The 16559-nt window shown below is 55.2% G+C and carries 18 protein-coding genes; 12 read left to right on the top strand and 6 right to left on the bottom strand.

All coding sequences use genetic code 11. The features are described from left to right. The 5 genes from ABYV26_RS01510 to ABYV26_RS01530 all read left to right on the top strand — a co-directional run. Positions 1–288 (top strand): hypothetical protein (locus ABYV26_RS01510; protein ID WP_372677500.1); only part of this gene is annotated, 288 nt, incomplete at its 5' end. After that, positions 269–2284 (top strand): SpoIIE family protein phosphatase, encoded by a 2016-nt coding sequence (locus ABYV26_RS01515; RefSeq protein ID WP_372677502.1) that lies wholly within the window; start codon positions 269–271, stop codon positions 2282–2284. The genes ABYV26_RS01510 and ABYV26_RS01515, both read left to right, overlap by 20 nt. Before the next feature lie 18 nt (positions 2285–2302). Further along, a complete protein-coding gene (locus ABYV26_RS01520; RefSeq protein WP_372677504.1) occupies positions 2303–2671 on the top strand; it encodes an STAS domain-containing protein in 369 nt (122 codons plus the stop codon). A gap of 113 nt (positions 2672–2784) precedes the next feature. Further along, positions 2785–3438 (top strand): lactate utilization protein, encoded by a 654-nt coding sequence (locus ABYV26_RS01525; protein ID WP_372677506.1) that lies wholly within the window; start codon positions 2785–2787, stop codon positions 3436–3438. 12 nt (positions 3439–3450) lie between these two features. After that, a complete protein-coding gene (locus tag ABYV26_RS01530; RefSeq protein ID WP_372677507.1) occupies positions 3451–3744 on the top strand; it encodes a hypothetical protein in 294 nt (97 codons plus the stop codon). A 112-nt stretch (positions 3745–3856) separates the two neighbouring features. Here ABYV26_RS01530 and ABYV26_RS01535 read toward each other — a convergent pair whose 3' ends face one another. Genes ABYV26_RS01535 through ABYV26_RS01550 form a run of 4 tightly spaced genes read right to left on the bottom strand, consistent with a single transcriptional unit; the run spans position 3857 to position 8098 of the window. Next, complete coding sequence (locus ABYV26_RS01535; RefSeq protein WP_372677509.1) at positions 3857–4660, bottom strand: alpha/beta fold hydrolase; 804 nt, start codon at positions 4658–4660, stop codon at positions 3857–3859. Next, complete coding sequence (locus ABYV26_RS01540; RefSeq protein WP_372677511.1) at positions 4645–5016, bottom strand: YdbL family protein; 372 nt, start codon at positions 5014–5016, stop codon at positions 4645–4647. The genes ABYV26_RS01535 and ABYV26_RS01540 overlap by 16 nt, the downstream gene beginning before the upstream one ends. Before the next feature lie 46 nt (positions 5017–5062). Next, a complete protein-coding gene (locus ABYV26_RS01545) occupies positions 5063–5275 on the bottom strand; it encodes a YnbE family lipoprotein (protein WP_372677513.1) in 213 nt (70 codons plus the stop codon). Between the two features lie 51 nt (positions 5276–5326). Continuing rightward, positions 5327–8098: a YdbH domain-containing protein gene (locus ABYV26_RS01550; protein WP_372677515.1), complete on the bottom strand. Its 2772-nt coding sequence runs from the start codon at positions 8096–8098 to the stop codon at positions 5327–5329. Between the two features lie 218 nt (positions 8099–8316). Between ABYV26_RS01550 and ABYV26_RS01555 the strand changes: the two genes are divergently transcribed. Genes ABYV26_RS01555 through ABYV26_RS01565 form a run of 3 tightly spaced genes read left to right on the top strand, consistent with a single transcriptional unit; the run spans position 8317 to position 10778 of the window. Continuing rightward, positions 8317–9006: an ATP-binding cassette domain-containing protein gene (locus tag ABYV26_RS01555; protein ID WP_372677517.1), complete on the top strand. Its 690-nt coding sequence runs from the start codon at positions 8317–8319 to the stop codon at positions 9004–9006. Further along, a complete protein-coding gene (locus ABYV26_RS01560) occupies positions 8996–9745 on the top strand; it encodes an ABC transporter permease (protein ID WP_372677519.1) in 750 nt (249 codons plus the stop codon). Before ABYV26_RS01555 ends, ABYV26_RS01560 begins: the two co-directional genes overlap by 11 nt. A 28-nt stretch (positions 9746–9773) precedes the next feature. Next, positions 9774–10778: an ABC transporter substrate-binding protein gene (locus ABYV26_RS01565; RefSeq protein WP_372677521.1), complete on the top strand. Its 1005-nt coding sequence runs from the start codon at positions 9774–9776 to the stop codon at positions 10776–10778. A gap of 97 nt (positions 10779–10875) precedes the next feature. Here the strand turns inward: ABYV26_RS01565 and ABYV26_RS01570 are convergent, their stop codons facing one another. Beyond that, the gene (locus ABYV26_RS01570) at positions 10876–11628 is read right to left on the bottom strand and encodes a hypothetical protein (protein ID WP_372677522.1); all 753 of its coding nucleotides are present in this window, start codon (positions 11626–11628) and stop codon (positions 10876–10878) included. Positions 11629–11883: 255 nt separating this feature from the next. Here ABYV26_RS01570 and ABYV26_RS01575 point away from each other — a divergent pair, with 255 nt between their 5' ends. Then, on the top strand, positions 11884–12288 hold the full coding sequence (locus ABYV26_RS01575) for an NFACT RNA binding domain-containing protein (RefSeq protein ID WP_372677524.1): 405 nt from the start codon (positions 11884–11886) through the stop codon (positions 12286–12288). Here ABYV26_RS01575 and ABYV26_RS01580 read toward each other — a convergent pair. Continuing rightward, positions 12285–12569: a hypothetical protein gene (locus ABYV26_RS01580; protein ID WP_372677526.1), complete on the bottom strand. Its 285-nt coding sequence runs from the start codon at positions 12567–12569 to the stop codon at positions 12285–12287. The genes ABYV26_RS01575 and ABYV26_RS01580 overlap by 4 nt on opposite strands. Before the next feature lie 561 nt (positions 12570–13130). Between ABYV26_RS01580 and ABYV26_RS01585 the strand changes: the two genes are divergently transcribed. The 3 genes from ABYV26_RS01585 to ABYV26_RS01595 all read left to right on the top strand — a co-directional run bounded on the left by ABYV26_RS01585 (position 13131) and on the right by ABYV26_RS01595 (position 16471). Beyond that, positions 13131–13400: an HU family DNA-binding protein gene (locus tag ABYV26_RS01585; protein ID WP_372677528.1), complete on the top strand. Its 270-nt coding sequence runs from the start codon at positions 13131–13133 to the stop codon at positions 13398–13400. Between the two features lie 160 nt (positions 13401–13560). Beyond that, on the top strand, positions 13561–15546 hold the full coding sequence (locus tag ABYV26_RS01590; protein ID WP_372677530.1) for a ribonuclease catalytic domain-containing protein: 1986 nt from the start codon (positions 13561–13563) through the stop codon (positions 15544–15546). A gap of 289 nt (positions 15547–15835) precedes the next feature. After that, positions 15836–16471, top strand: a complete 636-nt coding sequence (locus tag ABYV26_RS01595) for a TetR/AcrR family transcriptional regulator (RefSeq protein WP_372677531.1) — start codon at positions 15836–15838, stop codon at positions 16469–16471. Positions 16472–16559 lie beyond the last annotated feature (88 nt).

A 16559-nucleotide genomic window follows, 5' to 3' on the forward strand; every position in this document is an offset into this window, starting at 1 on the left:
CGAACAGCAGCGAGTCCGACTCGAGACCCTGATGGCACCCCGCCTAATTATCGGCCGATAGGCTTTGAACAGGGTCTTAAAAGCCATGCTTCGGTTGACCTGCATCCCCATTTAGATGTAAAAGCGTATAATCGCCTGCCCGAGATTCACGGGCATTTTTATTATGGACTCAATACTGTTTTTTTGGACGTAAAAACAAAATACGATCCCAGTGGAAATACGACTCCGATCTTTTTCTCTACTCTTCATCCTGTTCTTGTTTTCGGCGATGGCTGTATCTGCGTCTGACCAGCGGGTCATCGTGGGCCTCCATGACAACACACCGCTGATCTTCACAGATGCGGATAATCGGGTCAAGGGTATTGCTGTAGACATTCTCACCCATATCGCACGGAAAGAGGGGTGGGATATCCAATACCGTCCGGGTTCCTATGCCGAATGCACCCAACGCCTGGAAGCCGGCACCATCGATCTATTGCCGGGTATGGCCATGTCTGCACCGTTGAAAGAGATATTCACCTTCGGAGAGGAAACCATCGCTGCGAACTGGGGCCAGCTTTATATCAGTTCGGATGCCGCCTTCTCGGATATCCTTGATTTCCACGAAAAGGATGTAGCCGCGGTTGAGGCGGACATCTATTTCCAATTCTTTGAAACCATCCTGGACAAATTCGAAATTCGTCCCCGGTTTGTTATGGTGGACAGTTATGGGAAGGTGTTGTCCATGGTCCACGAGAAAAGCGTGTCGGCAGGCATCGTTCCCCGGCTTTACGGCGCTTACTATGAGAAACGGTTCAACGTGCGACAAAGTCCCATCAGTTTCAGGCCGACAGAACTGAGGTTCGCCGTGGCCAAGGGCCGTAACGCATCCATTATCGACACGCTGGACCACCATCTGAAGCAGCTGAAGGAAAACCCCAATTCGGTTTTCTACCAATCACTGGACCTGTGGACCCAGGGGGTCCGCAAAGTGACACTTCCCTTGTGGCTTCGCCCCTTGTGGGTGCTCGGTTTCATCGCCGGCATCATGGGCTTGATCATTGTAGGAAATGTATTTCTCAGAAAACAGGTCAAACTACGCACTGAAGCATTGAAAACCACCATCGCGGAAAAAGAGAAAATTGAAAGTGAACTGGCTGTGGCACGGGAGATCCAGCTGCAGCTGTTGCCAGGGAATTTTCCGGCCGTTCCCAACAGAAAAGAGTTCGACATCTACGCCAGCCTGGAACCGGCCCGCGAGGTGGGGGGTGATTTTTACGACTTTTTTTTCATCGATCGCAACTCCTTGTGTATCGTCATCGGTGACGTATCCGGCAAGGGAGTTCCCGCAGCCCTGTTCATGGCCATGACCAAAACCATGATCAAAGCCGCAGCGCGGCTTTTGGTGGAACCGGAATACATTCTGGCCGATGTCAACCGGGAGATTGCCAGAAACAATCCATCCCTCACGTTTGTAACGGTTTTTCTGGGCGTTCTGGACTTGAATTCCGGCAACCTTACCTATACGTGTGCCGGCCATAATCCTCAACTGTTTATCGGCCAACGCGGAAACACGGTGCTTCTTGGCGATGCACAATGCCCGGCCATCGGCCTGGACGACGCATTTCAATACCGGCAGGCCACCGCGCAACTGCGGCACGAAGATGGCCTGCTTCTTTTTACCGACGGCGTTACCGAGGCACAAAATGACAAGAACCACCTCTTTACCCAGGAATCCCTCATGAACACCGTCGCCCTTACTGCCGATGTAGCGCCCAGAGAAAGGGTCATGGCCATTTTGTCCCAAATCCGCGAATTTACCGGAGGCCGCCCGCTGGATGACGACATGACGCTGCTGGCATTGACCTATTTCTCTCCGAATCGATTAAGTGACGCTCAGAAAACCATAGTGCTGAGAAATGACATCCGTGAAATGAGCCGGATTACCGATGCGATCACCCACATCGCCGATACGGTTTCATGCCCACCGGTGGTGGTTCATGACATCACCCTGGCCATGGAAGAGATATTCTCCAATATTGTTTTTTACGGGTTCGGTGACGACCTGGATCACTACATCACCCTCCACTTGGTCGTCGAAGGCGACGCACTGATCCTGACGTTGCAGGATGAAGGCATCCCCTTCAACCCCTTGAATGTTCAAATCGGCCGCCGCGACAAGCCCCTTGAGGAGCGGGACAAAGGGGGGATGGGAATTACCCTGGCCAAAAATCTTATGGATCAGATGGAATACCGTCGTGAGCGAGGAAAAAATATCTTACGAATGGAAAAGCGATATCGATAGCCCGACAAGGAGAAGCAGATGAATCTATTGGTGAAATCGAAGCAGAAAATGGACGGGGTGTATATGCTTTCGCCTTCTGGGAGGCTGGATACCAGCACCTTTCCCATTTTAGAGGAGCGGGTGGATGTGGTGCTCCAGGAAAAGCCCCACACATTGGTATTTGACATGGAAAGGCTCGACTACATCTCAAGCATGGGCGTGCGGGTGATCGCCAAAGCCCAGAAGACCATGAAGGCATACAACGGCAGGGTGGTCCTGCTGAACCTGCAGCCCCAGATTCAAAAAGTGTTCGACATCATCAAAGCCCTGCCGTCCCAGCAGGTCTTTTCGACCATGGGGGAGCTGGACGACTACCTGGATCGGATGCAGCGGCAATTCACCGGATAATGAAGGTTTAACGCCGCGGCCCGGTGCGTCTTGACATCGTTTTACTAGGAAGATAGAACCGGCATCATGATCGGACCGAAAAACATCAGGTGACCGCCTAAAAGGAGCGTTTCATGGACAACCCCATCCACCACTACTGGGAGCTTCGGCTTCAAAAACTAAAAAAAGCCCTGGAGGCCAACAACTTCGATGTCTATATCGCCGACAACAAGGACCTGGCCAAAAAGATGGCCTACGACACGATTATCCCGGCCATTGCCCCGAAAACCCTCTCATGGGGCGGATCCATGACATTTGTCGGCACGCGGCTTTACGAAGCGCTGAGAAATGATCCCCGCTACACAGTGCTGGACACCTACGACAAAAGTCTCTCACCGGAGCAGAGCATGCAGCGACGGCGGGAGTCCCTGCTGGTGGATCTGTTCATCACCGGCACCAATGCCGTCACTGAAAGCGGTCAACTGGTCAATCTGGATATGATCGGCAATCGGGTTGCGGCCCTGACCTTCGGACCTCGCCACGTGCTCATTTTCATCGGCCGGAACAAGATTGTTACGGATCGTGAGGCTGCTATTGTCCGCATCAAAGGCTACGCGGCACCGGTCAACGTCGTGCGACTGGACAAAAAGAATCCCTGCGGGAAAACCGGCCGCTGTGAAAATTGCAGCAGCCCCGATCGCATCTGCAACACCTGGACAATTACTGAAAAGAGTTTCCCCAAACACCGGGTAAAGGTCGTTCTGATCAACGAAGACATGGGATTCTAAGGAGCAAGTGACATGACCATCGAAGCAACCACCTGGCTCTATGTGGCCATTCTGAAAGCCGGGCCCAGCGAACAGATCGTCGGTCAAACCGACAGCGAACACGATATCTCTTTCATCCCGGCCTTTTTGGATAAAGAATCCGCTCAGCAGGCCATGTTTCATCTGCACCTGGAGAAAAAGAAGAAGTACGAAGTACAGGCCATCATCTACGAAGACCTTGCCCGCCATGCCGCTGAAAACGGATTTCTCGTTTTTGTCCTCAATGATGAGGGCAAGGTGTTGGAGCGACTTCCCGCCATCCCGTAAAACCGGCTCTAACTTCTATATGCGACGCTCATGCCTTGCCATCCGGCCGGACCCAGGTGGAGAGGACTCCGATGCACACTCTCCCCATGCTGCATGAACACTGCAATGATCGCTAAATAAAAGGCTTCAGAAACGCCGAGATGGCAGCCAACACGGTCTCGGTTTTTTCCAGGTGCGGCGCGTGACCGCAGCCGGCAATCACCTCGACAGCTGCCCCGTCACCGGTCTTTGCCTGGATGACATCGAGCTGGTCCAGTGATCCGTATGGATCCGTTTCCCCCTGGATGGCCAGGACCGGTACATGAATCGACGGAAGGAAGGCATCGATCCGCCATTGCACGAAATCCGGATGGAGCCATGCATCGTTCCAACCCCAGAATGCGCAGTGGGTGTTTTCTCCATGATAAGGGGACAACCGTGCTTTAAGATCCCCGTTGAGGTAGCGCTGCCGCGCGGCTTCAATGGATTGCCGGGTGAGTTTTTCGCAAAATACGTGGGCGGCCAGTGTGACAATCCCCTTCAGGCCCGGACAGGGACTGCCGCCGGCGTGGATCAACGCGATGGAACCCCCGTCGGAGTGGCCGACGAGAAGGTAATCGCGAACCCCGCTTTGCCGAATCACCTCGGGCAGCACCACCAATCCCTCATGGTGCATGAAATCGACCCTTCTCGGCAATGGGCAGGGGGCGGAACCACCGTATCCCAAGCGGCTGTAGACCAATGCCCCGCATCCGGTGATGTCGGCCAGTCGGGCTGGGAAATCCCGCCACAAAGCCACGCATCCCAGCCCTTCATGAAGAAATACCAGGGTGGGCGCTTCGTCCGGCGAGGGACCGATCCATGCGGCCTCCAGCCGGTCTCCGGCGACGCTCAACTCAAGGTTCAAGCGAACCTGACGGGTTATTTCTGAACCCACTTGCCACCGGCATCCTGGAGCCATTCCCCGGGCTTGGCATTTTCAGCGATCTGCAGCGCCCGGCGCCGGCCGACCACGTCGGCGGTCGTTCCCTGCTGCTTGGCGATGGCGCCGTATACCAGCTGCCGGTCCTGGTTTTCAGCATCTATCAGCGCCTGTTCCGAATGGTTGCCGCCGACGAAGGCGAGGAACCCTTGATTGGTCTCACCAACGATCCCGGCAGCCTTGAGTTCGATAATTCTCGGTAGCCGGTCTTTCATTCGTGCTTTAATGTCAGCGCAAAAGGCGGATGCCGAAAAGAGAAACACACCGGCAACAACCGTTGCCACAAACCACCCATATCGTTTCTGGTTCATTAGAATCGTCCTTTCATGGCCAGCGGGCCACCGCTTAGCGCCGGCATCATTCAGTTGTCTGAATTTCCTTGGCGGTTTCGTCAATGTCTCCGAAGAAATCGTCCAGGGCGCGGTCCACTTTGACGTTGACGTCAATGGTGATGTGAATGGGTTTGATTTCAACCGGCTTCACCTCTACTTCGTGACGGGTGGCGCATGATGATAAGCCCCACACGGCCCAGACGATTGCCGCCGGCAATAGAATAATCCTTCTACGCATAACCATTCTCCTCGATGGTTTTGTCCAACGTCACGGAGCCGACCTCCTTGGCTATTGGAGCATGTTGACCATATCCTTATACTGTAAAAGCTGGTCGAGTGGAAGTCTCAGGTTCACGTCGAGGCCGATACCCTGGAAGACGGAGCCCTGCGCACCGGCCTCGACGCGAACGAAACTGCCGATCTCTTTTTTGTAAACAAACGGCAAGGGGTTGACCGGCTTGCCGTCGAATTGGAGGCGCATGAGAAAATCTTCACCTTCGGAGATCAACCCAAGCTTGGCCCACGAATAGGCATAGTCCTTCAAGGCTTCCTGGGCCAGCTCCACCTGGGCAAACTGGGGTGTTCCGGACGGAATTCCCCGGGTGAGCATCTCGGTGCCGGTAAGCTGAATCTGTCCGGTCTCCCCGGGGGTGGAAAAGAGGAACCCATCATCGAAGCGAATGCGGCCATCGCTGTATGCGATGGGAATCCTGCCGTTTACCGTGCCGCCTCCTCTGGCGTTGACCGTCCCCAGCTGTTCGAGAATTCTGGACAGGTTCAACCGCTGACAGTAAAGGCTCACCTGGTAGTCCTGCTTGCCGGCCGTGATTCTCAGCGCCTGGGTCTCCACTTTTCCGCCGCACCAGTTCAGGCGGCCTTTCTCGACGAACAGGGTGTTTTTCGATTCCACCTGGACATCGAACCTGCCACCGTCCACCACGATGCCGCCCATGGCGGCCCGGGCAAAGCGGATCGGCTGGGCCGGGCCGCTGCGAATGCGCGGCAGTTCAGGGAAACGCAAGTCGGCATCGATCCCCGCCACGGTGATTTTCGGGTCTGTCATCCGCAGTTCCCCGCCCTTTATGCCAAGATCCATATCGCCGCGGAAACCTCCAGAAGACAGGGACCCGTGGCCTTGCGCAGAAATGGTTCCGGACAGCGCCACCCCTTTTGCAGCCGGGACGAAACGTCCCAGGTCACTTTCAGCCGGCAGCTCGTAAGGCGGAATCTGAAATGACAAATCTGCATCCCCCAAGCCGTGGTCGTTGATGTGAACGTTCCCGGCAAGGACCGCGGTCATCCCCGGAAACAGGCTGCTGTCATGGGTGGCGGTGAAGGTATAGGAATCCTTGGTCTGGGTGATCCGACCCTTGATGCCGCCTATCTTGCTTTTACGATGATCGACCTGTGCAACGCTAAAGGTACCTTGGCTGTCCGTTGCCTTGGGGTCCGAACGAAAAGGCAGATCCAGACGACCCCCTGACAGGCGCAACCCACTGTCTTGGTGATGAAATCGGCCATTGGCACATTGCAGCCGGGCATCGACCACCGACGCATGACGCCCTTGCTTTTGAAATCGGGCGGACAGGGTTAAGGCATCGAGCTGGCCGGCCATTTCTTGGGCATCGAAAACCGGCGAGGCAAGTCGGACCCGGGCGTGGCCGTTCCAGGCCGTGCCATCGGGTTCATCCTTGAAATACAGTGCTCCCCTCGCGTCAGCCGACGGTAGGTTGATGACAGCCCCGTCAGCGGTTGCCCGGATCTTCTTCAAGTCAAACTGCCAGTCGGCGCTCCCTCCCTGCCCGTCACCCTTGACTGTCAGGCTGAAGCGGGGTACACCGCCAAGGATGCTCGCTCCGGCAATGGTGATATCCAGCGGATCCGATCGGGTGATCGGGTCATTGCCGCCCGTACTGAAGGCACCTGCCCATTCACCCGAAGCCTTTAGGGAGACATCGAATGTCACTGGCAAAGATGCGCTGTTTTTCATGGAAACCGGCCTCGGGCCTTCGATGGACCAGGGCAGGAGCGTCAATTCAGCTTTACCCGACACATCCCTTGCGTCTAATCCGAGATTCACGGTTGCCGCCAGACGGTTCATGGCCAGAGGTGCCGGCGCCCGAAGCGCCACCCCCTGTACCTTGATTTGCCAGGTTCGCAAATCTTCGGACACGGCTGACAGGATAGCCGGTGTCCCGTCTCTTTCCGGTTCAATGATCGCTGACGCGTATGCCAGCCGACCGCTGCTCCAGGACAGGTCGACATTCGCATTGGAGATCCGCAAAGGGGACCATGTCAACACCGCCTCGGTCTGAACAGTCACTTGCCCGGTGGCATCCAGTCCGTTTATCAAATGAATCAGGTCGGCGAAACGATCCATGGCAATGGCGGGCCCGTCGAAACTGACCCTTGCCTGTTGGTCGTCTACGTCCACCTGAGCAACCAGCGTCAGCGGCTGGTCGCGGGGGTAAAGGCGCAGATGGACATCCAGCTTGGTAGCATCCGTTCCGGCAGGTTTCAAATCTGCTTCAAAAGGAATTTTATAGGTCGCGTTGTGCCAGGTGAGATTGACCATCCCGCTGCGGATTTCGATTTGCTCCACGACTATGCCCGCGAGCGGTGACACGTCGTCTGAGCCTGATTGGTCGATCGGCGCCTGTCTGGCCAGTGTGGTGCGATCCAGCCCCGGAAAGGCAAGCCCGTTTGGACCCAGGGCACCGTTTACCGTCACATCACTGATACGAAGGCGACGTATTTTCTTTCGACGTAATTCTCCTGGCGTGTAGTCGATGACGATGGAATCAATGGAAAGGGCCGCTTGGTCAACATGGCCGAAAACCACTGGCCCCGCCGCCGTCTGGAACAGGCCGATTCTGGAAATCCGCCCCATGAAATCCGCAAATCCCAGGCGCCGGATTTGTGCCACGGGAAGCCGGTCGGTGGCCAGCTTCGGCAGATACAGATAGACCATCAATAGCAGGCACCCCGTCAGGGCGGCCGCCGTGGTAAAACAAAGAACAAGAGCCGGCCAGTGCCGTTTGAGGATTGAGGGTTCGTTCATCTACCCATCGATGTTAAGGATATGACTGGAAAATTCTAATGCTAAATGATATTGAACAGATATGTTTGTGTCAAATAAAAAGGCCGTCCGCCGAGATAGCAAACGCATTGCCCGCCGTTTGTTGGCGTGAAGTAAAAATACCGTTCATCGGGGTCGGAGCGATGCAGAAATCCCGCACGTCGAACCCGCGGGGTGGTGGATGCTTTTGGTGTGAGAAAATGATTGCCTGCCATGACATCACGTTTCGATATCCGGGTGCAGAGGCGCCGCTGTTCGATGGCCTTGATGTGACCATCGACAAACCGGGTTTTCACGCCCTTTTCGGGCCATCCGGCGTCGGTAAAACCACCCTTGCCAAAATCATTTCCGGGGACATCGACAACTTCTCGGGGCAAGTGGAAGCAATCGGCAAGATGCGTTGCCTCTACACGTACAACCAAGAGCGGCTGCCCGGGTGGTCATCGGTGGGCAGGCACCTGGAGAAGACCACCCCACCGAACCGTCAGCGGCTGAGAGACGAATTCATACACCATTTCGGCCTGACCAAACTCATGGGAATGCGCTATTCCCAGCTCTCCATGGGGCAGTGCAACCGAGTCAACCTGCTGCGTTACCTTCTCCAGGACTTCAGCATCCTCATCATGGATGAAAGCCTGGCCAATGTCGATGAGCCCACGCGGCAGACCATCTTGTACAAGATAAAATCGATCTTCCCGGAGGCTGTCTTTTTCTACATTTCCCACAATGTTGTCGAAGTGGCCCGTTTCTGTGACCAGATCATCGTCTTTCGCGGGGCGCATCAATCGCCCCAAACGCGTCGCATCAGCGGGCAGGATCACCGTGAAGACCGGCCCCTGGATAAAACCGCACTGGAGCGGTCCATGCTGGAGATCATGCATGCTGCATAGACGCGTCTTCCAGTTTTTCATCGTCTACCTGTTGGGCATCGGCCTGCTGTTCGGGATCAAACTCGTCCTGAATCTTTCGGATTACGTGATCCCGGGGCCCACAGGTGTGTGGCACACGGGACAGGCGGAATTTTCCCGCTATATGGGTGATGTGCTGGATACTTTTGTCGTAGCCGTGATCGGCCAGGTGCTGTCCATTCTGATGGCCCTGGTCGTTGGTGTGGCCGGACGCAGGGCCACCTGGTTCGGTTCTTTCATCAAGGTGGCCGCCTACAACGTGCAGGCTTACCCCATTGTGGCCATCGCACCGATCCTGTTCATCCTGCTGGGGGATGGGTTCCTGACACGCTTGTTCATCGCCGCAATGATCTGCTATTTCCCGCTGCTCTTGTCGGTCATCGGCATCATGAGCGAGCCGGTGGTCGATATCGAACACTTTTATCGGGTGACGGGACGGCTGCGATGGCAGCTCGAAGTGAAAATCCGAGCCTTCGAAAACTTGCACAAGCTGACCACTGTAATTTCCGGCAGTGCCACCTTGGCCATGGCAGGTACCATCGTGGCCGAATTTATTGCAGCCAATGCCGGCATCGGTTACAGCATTCGCATCGCCCTATACCAGAGCGATCTGTCCAAAATTTTGGTGGCCCTGTTTATCATCGGCATTACCCTCTCCCTTTACCAGGGCATATTGGAGCTGCTGGGTGCCAGTCTGAAAAAAACCTGGGCCGCCGGATAGTTCTCCAACGCCGACAGGAGGTCGTTCCATGGGTCCGTTTCTGGCATTTATCCGCATTACCGCTTTAATTATGCTGTGTCTCGTCGGCCATACCCTGATGGCAACCGGTCCGGTCCTGGCGCAAGAAAAAGTAGCCTATCGCCTGAAATGGCTGATCAATGCCAGCACCGCCGGGGACGTGTTTGCGTTGGATCAGGGCTTATTTTCCAGGCAAGGACTGGAAGTGGCAGTCAAAGCCGGGGGCCCGGAGCGGGATGCCGTCCGGGAACTGGAACTGGGGTATGCCCATTTCGGCGTGGCCTCGGCGGACCAGGTGATCCGGGCGCTGGCCAAAGGGGCATCGGTGGTCGTACTGGCCCAGTTGTTTCAGGTCAACCCCCTCCAATGGATCTATCGGGCGGACGACTTTTCCCTGTCGCAGGTCCAGGACCTGGCAGGCCGGACGGTGGGCATCACCTATGGCGGCAACGACGAAACCATTATGCGGGCCCTGCTGGCTAGCGTCGGCATGGATGAACATCAGGTGCGCCTGGCCAGCGTGCGATACGACTATACGCCTTTTTTTCAAAACCAGGTGACGATCTGGCCGGTTTACCGCAACACCCAGGGGGTCTTTTTGTCGGACAGGCTGGCTGCAGGGGGCGAGCGGGTAGCTTTTTTCGATCCGTCCGACCACGGGGTTCGCTTCGTCGCCAACAGTGTCGTTACCTCAAAAAAAATGATGGATCACCATCCGCAAATGGTCGGCCGATTCACCCGGGCGCTGTTGGCTGGATGGCAGGCGGCCATGGCACCGGCCAACGAGAACGCGGTTATTCGTGCAGTGGCCGAATACGATCGGGACACGTCGGAAACGGTCATGCGTCGCCAACTGGCGGCCACCCGTCCGATGATCCAACCCGACCCCGACATCCCCATCGGCCATATCGACATAACGGCATGGCGGCAGACCGAGCAGATCATGATTCGGCAACGGCTGATTTCCGGTCCGGTGAACATCGCCGGCCGGCTCAAGCCTCAACAGGCGCCCTGATCCAATCCCTCTGGCAGTGGCTATCACGTTTCACCGCCGTGCATAGCAAGTGATCGCCACGCCGAGGCCTGAAACGCCTGGCGCGGCGACAGGGTTTTCACGAATCCGGATAATTCGCCCGGACCTTTTCGTGCAGCACCTGGGAACGCATCCATAAATAACCCGTATCGGAGTCAACATCGTAGGAAAGCATTCGGTCGGACCCCTTGCCCGCCCAGCGATATTTCTCTTCTTGGTCACCCACCGGCTGCCCTTCACCATACCGCCGGAAGGCCTCCGCCTTCAGATCCATGAAATCCATAAAATTGCCGGTCTCAACGAGGATAGTGTAAAGCCCCCCCCGCCAGAACCCGAAAAAGATATTGTCCACACGCCCTCGGCCGAAACGCGTTTCCGGCCGCCCCTGGGAGTACTGCTGCACACCCCCGTATGCCGGATCGGTTCCCACGAATGCCAGGCCTTCAAACTGTGAGAGTGGTTGCCCCCATTTCAAGCCAAGATACCCTGAGTCATCACCGGTCAGCGAAGGTGCTGTCACCAACTGGTCGGCGGCAGGGATGTCGGACGGGGGGGTATGATCTGCATCCGGTTGTTGCGCTGAAGCGGGTTTGTCTTCAACCGGCGGCAATGTTTGAATCAGCCGATCCACCTCTTTCTCATCGACCCTCACCACCCGGCCGTCTTTGTAGTAGTTGACCGTACCGTTTTCCTTCCACGCGCTGGGGGTCTGAAACATCTCCCCCGACCGGAGGATCACCACATCGGCAGCCACCTGGCCGACGCCTGCCAACAGGCCGATGCCAAGCAGAACGGTAATAAATGGATTGAGGATGCAATTAAAACCAAGCATATGGTAAGATACCGGTCTCAGACAGTAAAAAGAACATTGATGGTTGCACGGGATTTGACCCTGTCCCAATCTATCCGCCTCCATTCGCCATGTCAATTCCCAAGGAAAATACGGTGAACCGCGATTGCGTGCGCAACCCCCGCCGTCCGTTGGAGCAAAGCAGAGATCCAGCCTACCGGGGCCAGGGGGAGGGCTCAATTTCCGACTCCGTGGGCATAGCCTGCGGCCCTGATGGATTGAACAAAGGAGGAACCGTTGACAGATAGACCTGAAAACGACATATATCGGGCTGACCCGCTGCGCGTGTGGGAGTATTCACTCCCCGGCGGCCACCGGGTGATGGCAGGAAAAACAGATGCGGACAACGATCGCCTCAGCATTAAGGTCGCCGGTCCCAACGACTGGTGGTTCCATGTGCGCGGCATGCCCGGCAGTCACGTGGTCCTGATGGCTGCCGGGAATCTGACGCCGGACCGGAACACCCTGCACCAGGCCGCCGCCATTGCGGCCTTCCACAGCAAAGCCCGGGGTGGCGGCGTCGTCTCGGTTTCCGGGACCCTGGCCCGCCATGTCACCAAACCACGCGGTGCCAAACCCGGCACGGTTAAGATTCGCAAAGAACGGATTTTTAAAGTTCGGCCTGCACTGCCTGAAATTTAATGGATCCACGGCTTGGACAACCGCCGCCCATGGTCGCCGATGAACACCAGGTTCCTGCGGCGACCACACAAACCGGAAAGATTGCGATGGAGGACGACCTGGCCAAATGGATGTACCGATTTCAATCCGTTGGTGTTGATAAAAACCTGCTCCACATCCGGTCCATAGGATTTCAGGGTATTGACCAGCTCAAGGGCGGATGTGCCGTCGAAATCACCGTCGAGGGTAAGGTGGACGCTATTGATGTTTTTATGCTGGAAAATCTTGAAATTAATGGCCATCGGTTGTCTTGCCTTTCCACCGCCGGGGCGGTACGATCCGTCTGCCAGTAAAGGATTCCAGCAATGGACGGCAGGTGCGTCACATTGGGAGTGGTGAAGCGGCGGGAAGCTCAACACAGGCCATTCTATTTCAGATCCGCAAACATCGACAGCTCAATTTCCACTCGTACACCAATCATTTTCAGCATGCCGCCTCACACAGATCCTATCAGCAATGATGGTGCCATCTTGAGTCATGAATCTACAATTGAACAATTAGCTATTTATATAGAACAGTTAAGTAGACAGCGCACCAACTCGAGTGATCGATCGCCGCCAGTCATTGTGGCATAAAATACCCATTGTCCATGGAAATCGTGTCATAAGGCCGCCCCCTTACCGAGGTCCCGATCTCACGAGCGTCTAAACCACATCGACGATCCGAAGCCCCGCCGTCGGTTGATGGTTTTCAGGAATGCGCCTGAAAACCGTTAAAGCACTTGACGGCCAGGGCATTTGCAGATATAGGTGGCCACCTTGTCTGTCCTTATGCGTTTACATTAATATGGAGGAAAATGAACAATGAATAAAGGTGATTTAATCAACGAAGTGGCCCAGATCGTTTCAACCAAGAAGCAGGCTCAGGAAGTCGTGGATGGTGTTTTTTCCGCTATCACCGGTGCGCTGAAAAAGAATGAGCCTATTCAGATCGCCGGTTTTGGCAGTTTCAAGACCGCCAAGCGGGAAGCCCGCACGGGCCGCAATCCCCAGACCGGAGCCGAGATCAAGATTGAAGCCAGAATGGTTCCCAAGTTCGTACCGGCGAAGGCACTGAAAGACGCTGTGAAATAAAAGTTCCCGTCGATCCGTCATCCCAAAAAGGCAGGGCCGCTGGCCCTGCCTTTTTTTGTGACCCCGGAGGGGTATCGCATCGGTCAGGCCGCCGATTGACGATCGCTGCATCGTGCCCACACATTGACTTTCACCAAGGGGGTTGCTAATACAATTAGCTATGGAATCAGGTGAAATTGTAGAATATATTGACGATCAGGAAATCATCTGCACGGTAGTGATGGAAGGCGGAAACCAGAGGCTCCGGCTGTTGACCGAACACAATCGGGAGGTCAAAGTGGCCGCTCAGCGGCTGTCTCACCGAGGGCGCATGCGTCTGGACCTGTCCACAGGCAGGAACCGTCTGGTGGAATCCCTGCGGGCTTTGTCTCTCAAACGAAGTGCCATAGCCGATGAAATCGAGATCGAAGCGCTCTGGGAAGTCCTCAATCAGGAGCAGATGTGGATCGATCTGGAAACCATGACCGGACTGTGTTTCCCAGCGGCTGAGGACGATGATCACCAAGCGGGAGTTATCCGCGCCTTGTTTAGGAGCCGGCGTTATTTCAAGTTCAAGCCTGACCGATTCCTTCCCCATACTGAAGAACAGGTGGCAGCCATCATCGAAACAGAACAAAAAGCGGCCAGAAGGGATCGCCTCATCGTTGCCGGTGCGGCATGGATCCAGTCTGTCCGATCAGGATCGACCGCCCAGCCGCCGGCATGCCACCGGGAACTGGTGGAAAAATTCAAATCGTTTTACCTTTTCGATAAAGAAAGCCCCCATTACGAAGAGGTTCAGACGATCATGAAAAAGGCCGATCTGACTTCATCTGAAGCCATCTTCAATCATCTGGTCGCCGTAGGGGTGTGGACCCTGGATGAAAATGTCGATCTGCTGCGCTTTAAAATCCCCACCGATTTTTCACAGCCGATCCTCGAAGTGGCCCAGTCAGTATCACCTGCAACGGCGGGTGCGTTTAAGGACAGCGGCCGGGTGGACCTCACCCACCTGACGACAATCACCATCGATGGTCAATCCACCTTGGATTTTGACGATGCCTTGAGCATTGAAACCCGGGACGATCACTTTCTCGTGGGAATCCACATCTCCGATGTAGCCCAGCATATCAAAAAAGGAGACCTGCTCGACCGGGAGGCCCGCTCGCGAGGAAGTTCCATCTATATGCCGGACGGCCGGATCTCCATGGCGCCCCCCCTGCTGGCAGAAAACCGATTGAGCCTTAAAAAAGATCATCTCCGGCCAGCAATCAGCACCATGGTAAAAATCAGCCTGACTGGCGACATCATCAGCTACGACATATTCCCCTCCATCATTTGTGTCGACCATCAGCTCAGCTATTTCGAAGCCAACGTCAGTGCAGAGGCGGGGGAGGCCATCGGCACGCTTTACAACATTGCCACCCGATTCAGGGAAAAACGCCTGAGCCAGGGCGCCATCCAGATCACCCTTCCGGAAATCAACATCTGGCTGGATGAAGCCGGCGTCCCTGTGGTCAATCGGGTAAACCGGGAGAGCCCAGGCCGAATGCTGATCGCAGAAATGATGATCCTGTCCAACTGGCTGTCTGCCCGGTTTCTTGTGGAAAACCAGACACCGGCCATTTTCAGATCCCAGCCAAAGCCGAAGGACCGTATTTTAAAAAATGGGACGGGATCCCTGTTCCAAAACTGGATGCAGCGAAAACTACTCAACCGGTTTGCACTGACCGCGGGGCCGGATCATCATTGCGGACTGGGCCTCGATGCCTATGTAACCGCCACCTCACCAATCAGGAAGTATTTCGATCTGGTCACTCAGCGCCAGCTGCGCGCCGTTTTAGGCCTCGAGGCAGCGTACACCGAAAAAGAGATCGAGGAAATTATCGGGCAGCTGGCCCAACCCATGGCCGATGTGGGGCGGATTCAGTTTCGCAGGAACCGTTATTGGCTGCTCAAACACCTGGAAGGACGAATTGGGGGCAAAGAAGAGGCTATCGTCCTGCAGCGGCGGAGAAATGCCTATTCCATCCTGCTCAAGGCTTACATGATCGAATGCGCCCTGCCTCAGTCGAGCGGCATCGACCTGAAACCCGAAGATTTGGTGCAGGTTACCATCCAGCACGTCAACGCACGCAACAACACCCTGTCCGTATTTATGGGATGAGCCAACCTGCAGAAGACGACACCTGCAGGTAAGCATGGCGACCCCTCCTTTTCCTTTGACGCCTAAGCGTTAAATCCACTGAATCCACCCGGCGTCCGACCCTTTGAACCGCTTGACTTATTTCGATTTAGACTTAATTTTTTTTATTTTGTTGTTGGGGCAGCCCATCGCTGCTAGTCTGAACGCAAAAGGGTTTCGAGAAAATTCGGGAGTTTTCCCTTGACCCTCTCGACATTATTCCCTATAGAGACGTTTTCTAAATAAATCACATTCAGGAAGCAATTGCATCATGGGCATTCAGGAACGAAAAGAAAGAGAAAAAGAACGGCGGCGGCAACAAATTATCGTTGCAGCAAAGCGGGTGTTTTCAGAAAATGGATTCAACAAGGCGACCATGGAAGATATTGCCAAAGAGGCTGAGTTGAGCCCGGGCACCCTCTATCTCTATTTTAAGAACAAAGAAGAGCTTTACGCCTCGCTGTCCCTGCGAATTCTCCAATACCTCCACATTCGGGTCACGCACGTCAACAAGGACGCTGCCCTGTCCCCGGAACAGAAGCTCAGCGCGCTCATGGAAGCCATGTACGACGTCTATGATTTCGACCCACTGATCATCATCAATATGTTTCACCTTCAATCCAGCGAGACCTTGAAAAACCTGTCCGAATCGCTGCTGGAGGAGATCAAGCACCTGTCCCAGAAATCCATCGGGGCCATCGCCAAGATTTTTGAAGAAGGGATGAAAAAAGGCATCTATATCGAACGTCATCCTGTGGCCCTGGCCGACATTTTCTGGTCCATGTTCTCAGGCGTTGTGCTGTGGGAAGCCAGCAAGAAAATTATCAGCGCGGACAAAGATTACCTTAAATCCACTCTGGCCACAGCCTTCGAACTGTTCGAACGGGGAATCCGAAATCCTGTTTAGTGTCCTTCCAATCCATTCGTGGTCATACAAGCCGGCACCTGTTGCCGGCTTGTATGCTTTCGGGCGGATAGACCGCTCAACCCCAAGA

It is taken from the genome of Desulfosarcina sp. (assembly GCF_041551955.1).
Taxonomy (GTDB): Bacteria; Desulfobacterota; Desulfobacteria; order Desulfobacterales; family Desulfosarcinaceae; genus Desulfosarcina.